Raw genomic sequence first — 14,535 nt, 5'->3', positions numbered from 1 at the left:
CTCACCTCGGTCACGGGCCGCCTCGAACTCCGCCACCAGGGCGGGGGCGAACTCGGCGACCGCGTCCAGCGACCCGCACGTGAGCCGGAGTCCGTCCATGATGTGCTGCTCGACGCTGCCGCGATCGAGGCGGCGGGCGAGGGCGGCGTGGCCGAGCATCGGCAGGGCGCACAGCGCGACGTGGGGCAGCAGCGCCGGACTGATGAACGCCAGCCGGTCTCGCGGCATGGGCGGCGCCAGCAGCACGAGGCGTTCGAGCGGCTCCGGGGCCCGGGCCGCGGCCAGCACCGCCACTGCGGCGCCCATCGAGTGCCCGACGAGCGTCAGCGGACCGGCGTCGAGTCGCTGGACGACACGCTCGAGGACGCCGCCTGCGTCCTTGACGGCCGTCGAGCGCCCGTCGGCCGGGGAGCGACCATGGCCGGGCAGGTCGACCGCGAGCACCCGGTGCGTCGAGGACAGCGCGAGGGCGAGTGGCCCCCACGCCGCGTGCGAGCTGCCCAGTCCGTGCACGCACAGCACGGCGGGGGCCTCTCGGGGGCCACCGAGGTCGGCGACGTGCACGGGCCCGTCGACGTCGAGCCAGGTCGAGGACGTTCTCACCATGTCAGCTCCTCCCCCGTGGAAGCCGGCCACTGCTCGACCGAGCAGCGCCGGTATCCGGCGTCCCGCGGCTCAAACGCCGGGCCAGGCATCCGGTGCCGCGCCGCGGTTACCGGGTGGCTCCCGACGGAAGGACCGCGATGACCGAGCAGCCGGAGTCCCCCGGCGTCGAGACCCACGTGGGCAAGCCGGTGGTCGCCGGCGCCCAGGGCGCGCTCGATGCCACCTTCAACGCCCACGCGGGCGACACGCCGGAGGACGTGGAGGCCGACCTGCGGCAGCGGCTGGCCGGGGCGGGAGTGCTCGACGGCCTCTCAGCGGGGTGGGTCGGCCGCGCCGCGGCCGCCATCAGCGCCGGCGACCCCGTGGTCGCCGAGCTCGACGAGCCACCGCCGGGCGGCTGAGCCGGGTCACCCGCGGCCCCGGCGTGCCGGCCCCTCGGTGCCCGGGTCCGTCGTCACCGTCGGAGGGTGGCTGGTCAGCGGCTCCCGGGCCGCCCGCGCCGCCGCGGGCCCGCCAGTCCGTGCGGCCGACGACTACGGCGCCGCCGCTGCGGGTACCCCTCATGACCGGCGACGACGACTGCCACGGAGGCGAGAGATGCGAGCGATGGTGTACCGCGGCCCCTATCGGATCCGCGTGGAGGAGAAGCCACGGCCCCGCATCGAGCACCCGAACGACGCCATCGTCAAGGTGCAGCTCGCCGCGATCTGCGGGTCCGACCTGCACCTCTACCACGGGATGATGCCCGACACCCGCGTCGGCCACACGTTCGGCCACGAGTTCATCGGGGTCGTCGACGAGGTGGGCTCCTCGGTGCAGGACCTCCGGGTGGGCGACCGCGTGATGGTGCCCTTCAACGTCTTCTGCGGGTCCTGCTTCTTCTGCGCCCGCGGCCTCTACTCCAACTGCCACAACGTCAATCCCAACGCGACCGCGGTCGGCGGCATCTACGGCTACTCACACACCACCGGCGGGTACGACGGCGGCCAGGCGGAGTACGTCCGCGTGCCGTTCGCCGACGTCGGGCCGAGCGTCATCCCCGACTGGATGGACGACGAGGACGCCGTCCTGCTCACCGACGCGCTGGCGACCGGCTACTTCGGCGCCCAGCTCGGCGGCATCGTCGAGGGCGACGTCGTGGTGGTCTTCGGGGCCGGGCCGGTCGGCCTGTACGCCGCGAGGTCGGCGTGGCTGATGGGTGCCGGCCGGGTGATCGTCGTGGACCACCTCGACTTCCGGCTCGAGAAGGCACGGGAGTTCGCGCACGCCGAGACCTTCAACTTCACCGAGCACGACGACGTCGTGGTGCTGATGAAGAGGCTCACCGACCACCTCGGTGCCGACGTCGCGATCGACGCGGTGGGCGCGGAGGCCGACGGCAACCTGCTCATGCACGTCACCTCGGCGAAGCTCAAGCTGCAGGGCGGCTCCCCGGTCGCGCTCAACTGGGCCATCGACTCCGTGCGCAAGGGCGGCACCGTCTCGGTGATGGGCGCCTACGGCCCGATCTTCAGCTCGGTGAAGTTCGGCGACGCCCTCAACAAGGGGCTCACGCTGCGGATGAACCAGGCGCCCGTGAAGCGCCAGTGGCCGCGGCTCTTCGAGCACATCCGCAACGGCTACCTCAAGCCGAGCGACATCGTCACGCACCGGATCCCGCTCGAGCACATCGCCGAGGGCTACCACATCATGTCCGCCAAGCTCGACGGCTGCATCAAGCCGCTGATCGTCCCGAACCCCGCCTGAGGAGACCGCCATGCCCCTCACCTCCCCCTACTCCGGCCAGAAGCCGCCCCTCCCCGAGCCCGTCGAGTCGCTCAGGGCACGGATCCCCGGCTGGGGTGCCGACCTCGACCACGCCGACCGGCCGGCGTACCCCCGCGAGTCGCTCGACCTGCGGCCGGCGGGCGCGCGGTGGGACCTGCCGGAGCAGCAGCGGCACGACGGCTACCGCGAGCGCTCGATCGAGCACGCCGACCTCACCCCGGTGTTCGGCACCGCCCAGCCGCTGCGCGGGCTGTCGGGGCGGATCCGCCGGCTGGCCTACGAGCGCTGGAGCGAGGCCCGTACGGCGCACTGGCTCGTTCTCATCGCGGGCGACCGGGTCGACGTCGCCGCCCACGCCCTGCGGTCCCTGGCCACGACGCGTCCCGACAACCCCCTCACCCAGACGGGCGTCAGGGCCGAGGTCACCCACGGCGGGGTGACGTCTCGCCTCGGCACCGGCCGGACCGACCTCAAGCACCAGTGGATGGACCCGATCATCGTGGCGGGCCCGTGGGTGGCGGCGGGGTGGCCGGTCTACCGCCTGACCCGCCGGGCGCTGCGGGCCGCGGGCACGCTGCGGGCGGCCCGGCGCGCGACGGCGACCGACCGCTGACCGCGCGGTCACCGGTCGGACGACCCGTGCCCGACGTCTCGCCCGTCCGGACGGCGGCCCGCCTGCTCCTCGGGGCCGCCCTCGTGCTCGCGGGCACCGGCCACTTCCTGCTGCCGGAGGAGTTCCTGGCGCAGGTCCCGTCGTGGTTCCCCGTCGACGGCGGTGTCGTCGTCGCGGTCTCGGGCGTGGTGGAGGTGGTGCTCGGCCTCGGGCTCCTGCTGCTCCCGCGTCATCGGGTCGCCCTGGGCCTGGCCGCGGCCGCCCTCTTCGTCGCGGTCTTCCCGGGCAACGTCGCGCAGTACGTCGAGGGCAACGACGCCTTCGGCCTCGACACCGACCGGGCGCGACTGGCCCGGCTGTTCTTCCAGCCGCTGCTCGTGGCCTGGGCGCTGTGGTGCACCGGCGCCTGGGCGGCCGTGGCGGGTCGGCGACCTAGAGCGTGAGGTGCGTCGGCCGGCCGCCGACCAGGGTCGCCGCGACGTACGGCGCCCGGCGCGAGGCGACCGCCGCCAGCGGCTCGTCGTCGAGCAGGACGACGTCGCCCCGCGAGCCCACGGCGAGGGTGTCCTGGCCGTCGGTGCTGGAGGCGAGGGCCAGGGCGGGCGGGACGACCTCGGCCGCGTTCCACGGGTCCTCGCCGCGACGCGCACGGTGGACGGCGGCGTCCATGGCGAGCCACGGGTCGAGGGGTGCGACGGGGGCGTCCGATCCGAAGCCCAGCCGCACGCCCGCGTCGTGCATGGAGCGCAGCAGGAAGCACCGGTCGGCACGGTCGGCCCAGATCTGCCCGGTGATCTCGCGGTCGTCCAGCAGGTGCGCCGGCTGGACGCTCGCGCCCACCCCGAGGGCCGCCATCCGGGGGAGGTCCTCGAGGCGCACGAGCTGCGCGTGCTCGACGGTCCCTGCGGCACCGGACTGCGCGAAGGCGTCGAGAGCCGTCGTCGTGGCGGCGTCACCGATTGCGTGGACGGCGACCCGGAGACCGTGCTCGACGGCGCGGCGCAGCAGGTGGCCGAGCTCCTCGGGCCCGTAGTTCTGCTGCCCGTGCGGGCGCTCCCCCGGCGCGTAGGGCTGGCAGCAGTACGCCGTCCTGGTGTTGAGCGACCCGTCGGAGATGATCTTGAGCGGACCCATGGTCACCAACCCTGAGGGATCGAGCGGGGTGCCGGTGCGCAGCCCGGCGCCCACCACCTCGTCGAGCCGGTCCGGGTAGACCGCCGTGCGCACCCGGAGCTGGTCGATGCCGGCGTCCGTGCGGCCCGGCCAGTCGGCGTACGGGCGCCCGAAGTCCATGTCGACGATGCCGACCACCCCGGCGGCGGCGGCGTCGGCGGCGGCGGTGCGGTAGGCACGCTCGAGCAGCGCCGGGTCACCGGGGAGCTCTCCGAGCCGGGCGAACACCTCGAACCACTCCCGCTCCTGCAACGGCCCCGCCGTGGCCGGTGCGTCGAGCAGCGTGAGCGCGCGGGTGTTCAGCCAGCCGTTGTGGGCGTCGCCGCTGATCAGCACGACGGGGCGGTCGGCCACGACGGCGTCCAGCATGTCCACCGTCGCGGGTCGCGCCCACGCGGCCGACCGGAAGCCGAAGCCGAGGACCGCCGCCTCGGAGGCCGCGGGCAGCCCCTCGACGTGTCGCAGCACGCGGTCGAGGACCTCCTCGGGCCCGGCGCTGCCGGTGAGGTCGACCTGGATCCGGGTGTGCGCGGCCTGGGCCATGTGCACGTGCTGGTCCCACAACCCGGGCACCGCCCACCGCCCGGCCGCCTCGACGACGAGCTCACCCGTCGCCGGGGCCAGCGCCGGCGCCACCTCGGCGACCACGCCGTCGACGATGCGCAGGTCGACGGGCTCACCCTCCCCCGCGGGCGGCGTGCGCACGGGCACCAGGCGTGCCTGGCGGACAAGGGTGGCGGTGGTCATGGGAGCCTCTCGGTCTGCGTTCGCGGAGCGGGTCGATCATGCCCCGGAGACCGGCGCACGCCGACGCCGCCATGGCGGTGGCGGTGCATCCCCCCGCTGCGGGCGGGTACCGGTCGCCATGACCACCACCCCCTTCGAGCCCGCCTCCGACCCCGAGATCGTGCCCTCCGGTGACCCGTCGGTGAACCCCGTGGCACCCGGCGAGGACCCCGGCGTCATCCCCGACCCGGAGCCGCAGCCGACGGGGCCCTGAGCCGCAGCGGGCACTGCTCAGGCGGCCTCCAGCACGACGGCGAGGGCCTGACCGACCCCGATGCAGATCGCGGCGACGCCCCACCGGCCGCCGGACTCGCGCAGCCGGTGGGCCAGGGTGCCGAGGATCCGTGCCCCGGACGCACCCAGCGGGTGGCCGATGGCAATGGCCCCGCCGCGAGCGTTGACGAGCTCGGGGTCGCCGAGCCCGCGCTCGAGCCAGGCGTCGACGCAGGCGACCGACTGCACGGCGAACGCCTCATTGAGCTCGACCGCCGCGACGTCGGCCCAGCCGATCCCCGCGCGGGCCAGCGCCTGCTCGGCAGCGTCGAGAGGCGCGAGCCCGAAGAGCTGCGGCTCCACGGCGGCGGACCCGCGGCCGGCGATGCGGGCCAGCGGGGCCAGGCCGATCGCGTCGCCCGCCGCCCCCGAGCCGAGCAGCACCGCCGAGGCGCCGTCGTTGAGCGGGGAGGCATTGCCCGGGGTGATGGTGCCGTCGGCGCGGAAGGCCGGCCTCAACCGCGCGAGCGACTCGACGGTGCTGCCGGGCCGGATGCTCTCGTCCCGCGCGAGGTCCACCCCCTCCACCGGCACCACCAGGTCGTCGTAGAACCCGTCGGTCCAGGCGGCGTCGGTCAGGTGGTGCGAACGGGCGGCGAACTCGTCCTGCCGCTCGCGCGAGATGCCGTGGCTCTCTGCGACCTGCTCGTTGCACTCGCCGAGCGAGACGGTCCACTCCCTCGGCATCCGATCGTTGACCAGCCGCCACCCCAGGGTGGTGCTCACCGCGGTCGCGTCCCCGGCGGGGAAGGCTCGCGACGGCTTGGGCAGCACCCACGGCGCCCGGGTCATCGACTCCACGCCCCCGACCACCACGACCTCGGCATCGCCCGTCTCGATGCTCCGTGAGGCCATCATCGCGGCGTCGAGGCTGGACCCGCAGAGCCGGTTGACGGTCGTGGCGGGCACCGAGACCGGCAGCCCGGCCAGCAGCACGGCCATCCGGCCGACGTTGCGGTTGTCCTCGCCCGCGCCGTTGGCGTTGCCCCACACGACCTCGTCGACCGCGGCCGGGTCGAGGCCGGGCGCCTTGGCCAGCACGCCGGTGAGCGCGGTCGCGGCCAGGTCGTCGGGACGCACGTCGGCGAGCGCACCGCCGAAGCGGCCGAACGGCGTCCGCGCCGCGGCGTACACGAAGGAGTCAGTCATGGGTGTCCTCGTTCTCTGACAGGGCCCGCTGCGTCAGCCGGATCGCCAGGTCGGCTCCGGGCAGCAGGCCGTGGGTCGCGGTGTGGAGCAGCAGCTCGGTGATCTCCTCGGGCGTCAGGCCGTCGGCCCGTGCCGCCCGCACCGCCGTCGGCAGCTCGTCGTGCCGGGCGCCGGCGAGCAGGGCGGTGAGCGTGACGAGCCAGCGACTGCGGCGGTCGAGGGCGGGACGCGTCCAGACACTGGCCCGGTCGTACGTCGCCACCAGCCGGCGCACGTCGTCGGCCCGGTGGTCCGGCTCGAGCGGCTCCCCCAGCAGGTGGTGGCGCAGCAGCCGGACCACGACGTCGGGGGATGCCACAGGCGCGTGGTGCGCCACGCCGTCGACCTCGAGCAGCCGCCCGTCCGCGACGCCCCCGGCCACCTCACGCAGCTCCGCCAGCGTCGTGGCGCCGTCGTCGCTGCCGGCGACGGCCAGCACGGGGGCCGCGATCTCGCCCAGCCGCGGGCGCACGTCGTCGGCCATCGGCGCGGCCCCCAGGAGAGCCACGCCCGTCACCCGGTGTGGACGGTCGAGCAGCAGGTGGAGCCCGACCGCACCGCCGAGCAGGACCCCGGCGTGCGCGAACGCCCCGCCCACCTCCTCGCGCTGCTCCAGCACGGTGTCGACGGCCCGGAGCACACCGGTCGCCAGCTCGCCCGTCGTGAACGGCTCGTCGGGCACGGCACGGTTGTGGCCCTGGCCGGGCAGGTCCCAGGCGATCACGTCGAAGGCGTCGCTGAGCCCGGCGGCGCATGCCGACCACAGCCCGGTGGCCGTCGCGCCGGGGCCCGGGCCGAGCACCAGCAACGGCAGCTCCGCGCGGTTGCGGGCGCCGGTGAGGCGCACGGTCGTGACGGCGGGGATCATGGCTGCTCCTCCCGGTCAGTCGGCCAGCAGCACGAGCGCGGCGAGCGCGATGGTCCAGCTGACGAAGCTGCCGACGAGGAAGTACTCGGTGACGTCGTGGATCGCCGCGTCGACCGGGCCGTCGCCGCGGCGGTCGGCGCCGCGGGCGCGGTCACGCTCGGCCTGCAGCTCGGGGAAGCGGATCAGGCCCTTGGCGGCCACCACGATGCCCGCCGCGGTGAGCTCGCCGGCCAGCCCGAGCCCGAGGATGAAGAGCCGCTCCAAGGGGCCGAGGAGCCGGCCGCCCTTGAGCTGCTGCGGCGGCAGGTCGTGGCCCGTGCCGCCCTTGCGGGGGTTGACGGTGTCGGTGGCGGCGAGCACGAGCCTGACGAGCACGTTGCCCGTCGAGAGCTGCACCAGCACCAGGCCGAGCAGCAGCAGGGCCCGGTCGGGCGCCAGGCCGGCCAGTCCGGGGATCGGCGAGTCGGCGAGCCACGTCTCGAGCCAGCCCCCGCTGGACCCGGCGAGCCCGCCGGCCGCCAGGGCCGCCGCCACGGCGACGCCGAACACGCCCAGGGGCCACCACGCCGGGCCGGCACCGAAGCCGCGCGTGACCGCCCAGCCCCACCCCAGGACGACGCCCGCGATCATGAGCAGCGCCACCACGTCGGCCACCGACGTGAGGCCCACGGAGGTCCCGAGCAGCACGACGGCGATGGCGGCCACGCCCTCCGGGAGGAGCTTCTGCGGGCGGATGGAGAACACCAGGTCGGTGAGGCCGAGGCCGACGAGGAGCAGGGCCAGCCAGCTCACCAGACCCTCCTCAGCAGCTCGTCCATGGCCATCACGACCCCGATCCCATCGTTGCGCACCCGTTGGGAGACGGCCGACGCCGTGATGCCCTCGGCGCGGGCCAGCTCGTGCTGGGTCCTGCCGGACAGCAGACCACGCAGCACCGACAGCGCCCGGGCGTCGAGCCGGCCGACGAGGTGGTCGCGCGCGAGGAGGGCGGCGTTGACCGGCTCGCACCGCGGGCCGTCCGCCCCCGGCGCCACGGCGTAGCGCGTGCGTGCCGAGCGCGTGCCCGAGCGCATGGCGTCCGCCTTGACCGCCTCGATGGCCGCGCGGGCCGCCCACCAGCCGGGGCCGTCCTCCACCCGCGGCGACTCCGCCAGCACGGCCACCGGTCCCCACCCGATCCCCTGGCGGACGTCCACCTCGGGGAGCAGGGAGAGCCGCACCCGCAGCGACACGGCCACGGCGCTGCCCACGTCGGCGAAGGTGCCCTGGAACTCGTCGCCCGCTGTGATGGCGAGGTCCACGGTCGGGGCATACGCTGAGTTGGTCTCGACCAGCGCGGCTGCGACGAGGTCGTGCACCCGCCCCCGGTCGGGTGCCCGCCGGGAGCCGACGATGTCCCCGATGAGCACTACTGAAGATTCTGGCTTCACTGTCGCCACATGAAGAGCATAACTTACTCTCGGGCTGATAAACCGATGTGCTTCACTCGGCGAACGACGCGGCCGAGGCGCGCCCGAGCGGTGCGCCGCTCCAGCACGGCCACCCGCGAGCGCGCCGCCACCCGCGCCGCGCGCTCGGCGGTGAGCTCGCCCAGCAGCGCCTCGAGCATGGCCGGGAGCCCGGTCTCCCCCAGCAGCCGCGCCGGCGGGGCTGAGCCGCGCCGTACGATCCACACCGGCTCGTCCTCCGAGAGGCGCAGCCAGGTGCACATGTCGGCGCCCAGCACCTCGCGCGGGGTCACGCGCTGGAAGGTCAGGCCGGCGTCGGCGAGCCGGTCCTCGAAGTCGTCGCCGTACCATCGCACGTGGTCGCGCTGCCCGAAGCGGACCGTGCGCTCCTCCGGCGTGGTGTCGACGTCCTCGTCGGTCACGGTGCCGAAGCGGATCGGCACCTGCACCAGGGCCAGGCCCTCGGGCGTCAGCACCCGCGCGATCTCCTGCATGGCCGACCGGTCGTCGGGGACGTGCTCGAGGACGTGGTAGCAGAACAGCAGGTCGATCGAGCCGTCGGCGAGCGGCAGGTCGGTGAGGCTGGCGAGCACGTCGACGCGGCGCCCGTCGAGCCCGAGGTCGAGCTTGACGTGCCGCGCGGGGCGCAGTCCGGCGAGGATCTCGCTCGTCTGCGGCGACGGGGCTACGTCGAGCAGGGTGTCCACGGAGCCGATCGCGGGCTTGAGGCTGCTGACCAGCACCGCGAGGAAGCGGTGCCGCTCGAGGCTCCGGCACCGCGGGCAGCTCGCGTGCGGCCTCCCGTTGGGGCCCGGGCCGAAGTTGCGCAGCCGGACGACGTTCGCGCAGGCGGGGCAGTAGCGCTTGGGAAGGCTGGCGACGGCTGACACGTCGGTCACCCTACGGGCGCCGCGACCGCCGCGAACCAGTCGGCCACCCGGGCCGGGTCGTGCTCGAGCACCTGGCTGTAGCAGGACACCTCGCACACCGCGGTGCCCGGCATGTCCCCCGCCCGCCAGGGCGGGCCCACCGCGACGCCGGTGCTCTCGACGAGCGCGAGGAGGCGCTCGTTGACCTCGTCGGCCGGCCGGTCGGCGTACACCTCGAAGACGCTGGTGTGCGGCGGCGAGGGGTGCGGGCGCAGTCCCCGCTCGGCCAGCGCGGCGGCGAACGTCCGTGCCCACGCCAGCTCCTCGGCCAGGTGGGGCAGCCGGTCGCGCAGCGCCACCAGCGCCGAGAGGGCCTGCGGCGTCATCCGTTGGAGGGTGCCGCCCATCCGCTTGCGCCACAGCCGGACCTCCTCGACCACGTCGGCGGCGCCGGCCACCGCCGCACCCGGGAGGGCACCGAGCCCCTTGTAGAAGGACACGTACAGCGAGTCGGCCAGGCCCGCCAGCTCGGCCAACGGCACGTCGTAGGACGGCTGCGCCTCCCACAGCCGCGCCGCGTCGAGGTGCAGGGGCACGCCGCGCTGCCCGGCCGCCGTGGACAGCCCGCGGAGCTCCTCGAGGGTGGGCAGCAGGCACCCGGCGTCCCGCAGCGGGAGCTCGACCAGCGCGGCGCCCAGGCGGCCGGGCACCTTCGCGAGGTGCGCGGCGGTGGCCACCTCGCGCCCGGTGGTCAGATGCTCGACCTCGAGGCCGTGCAACAGCCGCGGCCCGTCGGCCTCGTGCCTGAGCAGGTGGGAGAGGTCGGGCAGTGCGACCCGGCGGGAGCCGCGGCGGTCACACCACACCCGCAGCGCCGCCTGCTGGGCCAGGATCCCGCTGGGCACGAACACCGCCGCGTCCGTGCCCAGCAGCCCGGCCACCTCGTCCTCGAGCCTCGTCACCGCACCGCCGTCGCCGTAGACGTCCCACTCGGTGATGCCGAGCTCCGCGGCCGCGGTGGCGAGCGCGGCGAGGACCTCGGCGGGACTCCTCGGCGCGTGCCAGAACACTCCGGTGCTCGCGGCGCGGGTCGCAGCTCGTAGGCGGTCGGTCAGGTCGTCGGTCACAGGCTCTGCCTTCACGGCCCCGAGGCTAGGCGGTGTCGAAGAAGCGACCCAGCGCGCCTCCCCGGCGCAGCAGGAGACGGTCGAGCAGCAGCACCACGACCACCGACGCCCCGAAGACCGGCAGCAGCACCCCGAGCGCCACCAGACCGACGAGCAGCACCGGCGAGCCGCGCAGCGGGAGCCGTCCCCGCGGGGCCGCCATGCTCCTGGCCCCGCTCGGTCGCCGGCGCCACCACATCAGCGGGCCGGTCACGCACAGGAGGACGACCCCCAGGCACATGAGCAGCGCGCCCCAGAACGACACCAGCCCCAGCGAGCGGCCCTCGTGCAGCCCGATGCCCTGCGACACCACCTTCGCGAGCAGCGGGTAGTCCGCGAAGCCGTACGACGACACGACCTGGCCGCCGTACCGGTCGACGTGCACGGTCCGCTCGTCGGAAGGGGCGTCGAAGGCGTAGCCGATCACCGAGAGGACGCCGTCGTCGCCGGCCGGCAGCGCCACGGTCATCGGGTGCCGCAGCCCCTCGCGCTCGGCCACCGCCAGCGCCGTGTCGACGTCGGCGACGCTGGAGCGCCCCTCACCGGGACCGGACCGAGGCACGGGCGACTCGCCCATCGCCCACGGCACGTCGCCGGCGTGGCTGTGCGGCAGCGACTCGTCCAGGCTCGACGTGGGGTCGGAGAGGGCACCGTGGTCCAGGCTCCACATCGACGAGCCGTTGGCCGTCGCGACCTGCTGCACCCGCTCGCCCCAGACCCCGGTCCACGGCAGCCCGGAGACCAGCAGCGTCAGCAGCCCGACGCCCACCACGGCACCCACGGCGCCGTGCCGCATCCTCAGCCGCCGGCCGGTGCGCTCGGCCTGCCGGCGCCGGGCCCGGCGACCCTTGACGAGCAGGTAGTAGCCGGTCAGCGCCATCACGATCGCCCAGCAGGCGGCGAGCTCGATGACCAGATCGCCGAGGCGGCCGCTCATCAGCTCGCCGTGCAGGCGCACGGCGTACCCCGACAGCGTGGTGTCGGGGTCGAGCGAGCCGAGCACCTCCGCGCCGTACGGGTTCACGTAGGCGTCCCGGGCACCGCCGTCGGCGTCGGTCAGCGAGAACACCGTGCTGCGGTCGGCCTCCGCCGGCTCGGTCATCGACACCACGTCGGCGTCGGGGAAGGCTCGCTCGACGGCCGCCTGCTGCGCGGCGTACGGCTGGCGGACCTGCGTATCGGACGCCGCCTCGATCGTCATGAGGTCGGCGTGGATCAGGGGTTCGAGCTGGAAGCGGAGCAGGTAGACGAGCCCGGTGCTCGCGAGCACCAGCAGGACGGGGACGACCAGGATGCTGGCGTAGAAGTGCCAGCGCCAGAGGGCGCGGAACCAGCCGGCGCTCGTGCGGGCCGGTCGGCCGCGCACGGGCGCGGGCTTGAGTACGTCGGTCACGAGAGATCTCCTCGGGGCAGCGCGGAGGCGCGCGAGAGTGGGCACGGGCTCAGGCCGCGTGCGGTGGGACGGTGCCGTGCTGCCGGGGCGTCAGGCAGCGAGGAGAGCAGGAGGTCCGCGACGTACGACGACGCGCGCGAGGAGGACCGGGACCTGCGGCGGGCGCGGCTCGGTGGCCACCGGGACGGCGGCGGCCGGGGGTGCGACGACCACCCGCGCGGCTGCCAGGGCGACCGCGAGGGGCCCGACGGCGGCACGCGAGGCGAGCGCGACGAGGGACCACAGCGCGCGTTCGCCGGCGGCCAGCCACAGCCCCACCAGCGCCGCGGCGGCGAGGTGGGCCAGCATCATCGGGGCGTGGGCCGAGAGGTCCGAGACCAGGTGGCCCACCGAGAGGACGGGCGTGGCCGCCGACGCGCCGACCGCGGCGTCGTGGGAGTCCATCAGCGAGCCGACACGGCGGCCGTCGACCACCGGCAGGGCGCCGGTGCCGACGGGATGGGTTGCGGTGGCCGTCCGGTCACCGACGTGGCCGGCGGTGACCGTGAGGGCCACGTGCACTGCGGTCTGTCCGGCGACGAGGAGCGCCACGACGCGACGCCGCGACGCGGGCCGGTGGAGCAGCGCCGCGCAGAGCACGAGAGTGACGACCGACAGCCCGGCCAGCACCGGCGCCCCGGGGAGCAGCCCGTCGGCCGAGACGTGCCCGACCGCACCCGCCAGCATCGTCACGGCCGCCAGCGCGGAGGCGCGCGACCAGACGAGGACCGGGTCCATGCCGATCATGGTCCCACGGCGCCACCCGGGAGCCGGCCCCGTGTCAGTTCAGGTTGCGGAACCGCGGGATGCCCTCGCCGCGCTGGATGGCCGACACGGCGTCCTGCAGCGCGGTCAGCGCCACCCGCTGCGTCATCGGGCCGTACGACACCCGCGCGACCCCGAGCTCCTGCAGTCGCGTGGTCGGCGGCGTTCCGGGCAGTCCGATCGTCGTCAGCCGCTGCGGGCCGAGCGCCTCCACCAGGGTGCCCACCATGTCCTCGTCGAGGGGGCCGGGCACGAAGACGACGGGGGCGCCGGCGTCGAGGAACGCCCGGCAGCGCTCCACGGCGTCGGCGAGCACCTCGGCCGGGTCGCGGTCGCCGGCCTTGACGAAGGCGTCGGTCCGGGCGTTCAGCACGAAGTCCGGCACTCCCTCCGCCTCCGCAGCCTTGACGATCGCCTCCACCTGCTCGGCCGCTTCGGTGAGCGGCTTCATCTGGTCCTCGATGTTCGCGCCCACCACGCCCACGCCGATGGCGCGGCGCACGGTCCCGGCCGCGTCGCCGTACCCGCCCTCGAGGTCGGCGGAGACCGGCAGGTCGGTGGCCCGCACGATCCGGGCCACCATGTCGAGCATCTCCTCGGCCGGGATGTTCTCGCCGTCCGCATAGCCCAGCGTCGCGGCGATCGAGTGGCTCGCGGTGGCCAGGGCCTGCGTGCCCTCGGTGCCCGCGACGACCGTGGCGCTGATGGCGTCCCAGACGTTGACGACGGTGAGCAGCTCGGGGGCGCGGTGGAGCTCGAGGAACGAGGTGGCGCGGGCGGCGGTGTCGGAGGTCATGGTGTGACCCTAGCGATCGGGGCGCCAGCCGCCAGAGCGTCGAGCCCCTGTCGTTGGTCGGTATGGGGGTGCCCGCAGCGGTCGGGGGTTGAGGTGTGAGGAGCGCAAGCGAGGCGCGGGTTGGGGCGCCAGCTCCAGAGCGTCGGGTCCTGCCGTTGGTCGGAGTGCGGGGGCGGTGCCCGCAGCGGTTGCCGGTTGAGGTGCGTTCGGTGGCGACGAGCCTCGGCAGCACGAGCTCAGCAGGCGTCATCGAGCCGCGGTTGTAGCGCGACGAGCGTCGAAAGCTGGGCCCGATCGACACCGCGATCCGTTGTCCACAGGTCCTCCTCGCCCGCCCCGAAATGTCGGTGCTCGGTGGTTGAGTTCTCCTATGGCGATCACGACCAGCGCGCTCCCGGACACCGCTGCTGCGGTGCTCGGCTACGCGCGTTCGCGTCGTGCCGCTGCCGATCGCGCGGAGGCGGAGCTGCTGGTCGCGGCGTGCCAGTGGGCCGATCTGCACCCCGCCACCGAGGACTCCGCCGCGACCTTCACCATGCCCGGTGGTGGTGAGCACGAGGAGCCGGTCGCCGGTGCGGGTGCGCCGTTGGTGGCGGAGTTCTGCATCGCCGAGCTCGGCGCCGCCCTCGGGATGTCCACAGTCGCAGCGAAGCGGCTCATCGGCCAGGCCCTCGAGCTGCGGCACCGGCTGCCCCGGCTGTGGCGCCGCGTGCAGGCCGGCGAGCTGCCCGCCTGGAAGGCGAGGCGGGTCGCGGAGACCACCATCCACGCCGACCTCTCCAAGG

General features: G+C 74.9%; 16 protein-coding genes and 1 pseudogene. 6 read left to right on the top strand and 11 right to left on the bottom strand.

Annotated features, from left to right (window positions below; translation table 11 throughout):
• On the bottom strand, positions 1–606 hold a 606-nt coding region (locus tag QZX64_RS16325; RefSeq protein ID WP_295661955.1), incomplete at its 3' end, for an alpha/beta fold hydrolase.
• Between the two features lie 137 nt (positions 607–743).
• On the opposite strand from QZX64_RS16325, the gene QZX64_RS16320 reads away from it, so the two are divergent.
• The 4 genes from QZX64_RS16320 (at position 744) to QZX64_RS16305 (ending at position 3,429) form a co-directional block, all read left to right on the top strand.
• Positions 744–1,007: a hypothetical protein gene (locus QZX64_RS16320; protein ID WP_295661952.1), complete on the top strand. Its 264-nt coding sequence runs from the start codon at positions 744–746 to the stop codon at positions 1,005–1,007.
• A gap of 235 nt (positions 1,008–1,242) precedes the next feature.
• Positions 1,243–2,352, top strand: coding sequence for a zinc-dependent alcohol dehydrogenase (locus QZX64_RS16315; protein WP_295661949.1), 1,110 nt, complete (start codon positions 1,243–1,245; stop codon positions 2,350–2,352).
• A gap of 10 nt (positions 2,353–2,362) precedes the next feature.
• Entirely contained in the window at positions 2,363–2,986 is a 624-nt protein-coding gene (locus QZX64_RS16310; protein WP_295661947.1) for a hypothetical protein, read from the top strand.
• A 26-nt stretch (positions 2,987–3,012) separates the two neighbouring features.
• On the top strand, positions 3,013–3,429 hold the full coding sequence (locus QZX64_RS16305) for a hypothetical protein (protein ID WP_295661944.1): 417 nt from the start codon (positions 3,013–3,015) through the stop codon (positions 3,427–3,429).
• Here QZX64_RS16305 and QZX64_RS16300 read toward each other — a convergent pair.
• Positions 3,419–4,906 (bottom strand): amidohydrolase, encoded by a 1,488-nt coding sequence (locus tag QZX64_RS16300; protein WP_295661941.1) that lies wholly within the window; start codon positions 4,904–4,906, stop codon positions 3,419–3,421. The genes QZX64_RS16305 and QZX64_RS16300 overlap by 11 nt on opposite strands.
• A gap of 118 nt (positions 4,907–5,024) precedes the next feature.
• Here QZX64_RS16300 and QZX64_RS16295 point away from each other — a divergent pair, with 118 nt between their 5' ends.
• A complete protein-coding gene (locus QZX64_RS16295) occupies positions 5,025–5,159 on the top strand; it encodes a hypothetical protein (RefSeq protein ID WP_295661939.1) in 135 nt (44 codons plus the stop codon).
• 17 nt (positions 5,160–5,176) lie between these two features.
• Here the strand turns inward: QZX64_RS16295 and QZX64_RS16290 are convergent, their stop codons facing one another.
• The 9 genes from QZX64_RS16290 to QZX64_RS16250 all read right to left on the bottom strand — a co-directional run bounded on the left by QZX64_RS16290 (position 5,177) and on the right by QZX64_RS16250 (position 13,750).
• On the bottom strand, positions 5,177–6,367 hold the full coding sequence (locus QZX64_RS16290; RefSeq protein WP_295661936.1) for a thiolase family protein: 1,191 nt from the start codon (positions 6,365–6,367) through the stop codon (positions 5,177–5,179).
• On the bottom strand, positions 6,360–7,274 hold the full coding sequence (locus QZX64_RS16285) for a carboxymuconolactone decarboxylase family protein (RefSeq protein ID WP_295661933.1): 915 nt from the start codon (positions 7,272–7,274) through the stop codon (positions 6,360–6,362). The genes QZX64_RS16290 and QZX64_RS16285 overlap by 8 nt, the downstream gene beginning before the upstream one ends.
• 15 nt (positions 7,275–7,289) lie before the next feature.
• The gene (locus QZX64_RS16280; protein WP_295661929.1) at positions 7,290–8,066 is read right to left on the bottom strand and encodes a hypothetical protein; all 777 of its coding nucleotides are present in this window, start codon (positions 8,064–8,066) and stop codon (positions 7,290–7,292) included.
• Positions 8,063–8,713, bottom strand: coding sequence for a SatD family protein (locus QZX64_RS16275; protein ID WP_295661925.1), 651 nt, complete (start codon positions 8,711–8,713; stop codon positions 8,063–8,065). The genes QZX64_RS16280 and QZX64_RS16275 overlap by 4 nt, the downstream gene beginning before the upstream one ends.
• Positions 8,714–8,727: 14 nt before the next feature.
• The gene (locus QZX64_RS16270; protein WP_295661923.1) at positions 8,728–9,612 is read right to left on the bottom strand and encodes a class I SAM-dependent methyltransferase; all 885 of its coding nucleotides are present in this window, start codon (positions 9,610–9,612) and stop codon (positions 8,728–8,730) included.
• 5 nt (positions 9,613–9,617) lie between these two features.
• Positions 9,618–10,733, bottom strand: a complete 1,116-nt coding sequence (locus QZX64_RS16265) for a low specificity L-threonine aldolase (protein ID WP_295661920.1) — start codon at positions 10,731–10,733, stop codon at positions 9,618–9,620.
• Between the two features lie 10 nt (positions 10,734–10,743).
• Positions 10,744–12,150, bottom strand: coding sequence for a PepSY domain-containing protein (locus QZX64_RS16260; protein WP_295661918.1), 1,407 nt, complete (start codon positions 12,148–12,150; stop codon positions 10,744–10,746).
• Between the two features lie 90 nt (positions 12,151–12,240).
• Positions 12,241–12,927, bottom strand: coding sequence for a hypothetical protein (locus QZX64_RS16255; protein WP_295661915.1), 687 nt, complete (start codon positions 12,925–12,927; stop codon positions 12,241–12,243).
• A gap of 43 nt (positions 12,928–12,970) precedes the next feature.
• Complete coding sequence (locus tag QZX64_RS16250; RefSeq protein WP_295661912.1) at positions 12,971–13,750, bottom strand: isocitrate lyase/phosphoenolpyruvate mutase family protein; 780 nt, start codon at positions 13,748–13,750, stop codon at positions 12,971–12,973.
• A 370-nt stretch (positions 13,751–14,120) separates the two neighbouring features.
• Between QZX64_RS16250 and QZX64_RS16245 the strand changes: the two are divergent.
• Positions 14,121–14,535 (top strand): annotated as a pseudogene (locus QZX64_RS16245) (hypothetical protein); the annotation flags it as partial.

This window comes from uncultured Nocardioides sp. (assembly GCF_902805925.1).
Taxonomy (GTDB): Bacteria; Actinomycetota; Actinomycetes; order Propionibacteriales; family Nocardioidaceae; genus Nocardioides.
The sequence above is the reverse complement of the archived record's forward strand: the minus strand, read 5'-3'. Positions and strand labels throughout refer to the sequence as shown.

Bases quoted from the DNA above. Each gene is read 5' to 3' on its own strand.
- QZX64_RS16290 (WP_295661936.1), bottom strand. From the start codon at position 6,367: ATGACTGACTCCTTCGTGTACGCCGCGGCGCGGACGCCGTTCGGCCGC.
- QZX64_RS16285 (WP_295661933.1), bottom strand. From the start codon at position 7,274: ATGATCCCCGCCGTCACGACCGTGCGCCTCACCGGCGCCCGCAACCGC.
- QZX64_RS16295 (WP_295661939.1), top strand. From the start codon at position 5,025: ATGACCACCACCCCCTTCGAGCCCGCCTCCGACCCCGAGATCGTGCCC.
- QZX64_RS16250 (WP_295661912.1), bottom strand. From the start codon at position 13,750: ATGACCTCCGACACCGCCGCCCGCGCCACCTCGTTCCTCGAGCTCCAC.
- QZX64_RS16310 (WP_295661947.1), top strand. From the start codon at position 2,363: ATGCCCCTCACCTCCCCCTACTCCGGCCAGAAGCCGCCCCTCCCCGAG.
- QZX64_RS16255 (WP_295661915.1), bottom strand. From the start codon at position 12,927: ATGGACCCGGTCCTCGTCTGGTCGCGCGCCTCCGCGCTGGCGGCCGTG.
- QZX64_RS16300 (WP_295661941.1), bottom strand. From the start codon at position 4,906: ATGACCACCGCCACCCTTGTCCGCCAGGCACGCCTGGTGCCCGTGCGC.
- QZX64_RS16320 (WP_295661952.1), top strand. From the start codon at position 744: ATGACCGAGCAGCCGGAGTCCCCCGGCGTCGAGACCCACGTGGGCAAG.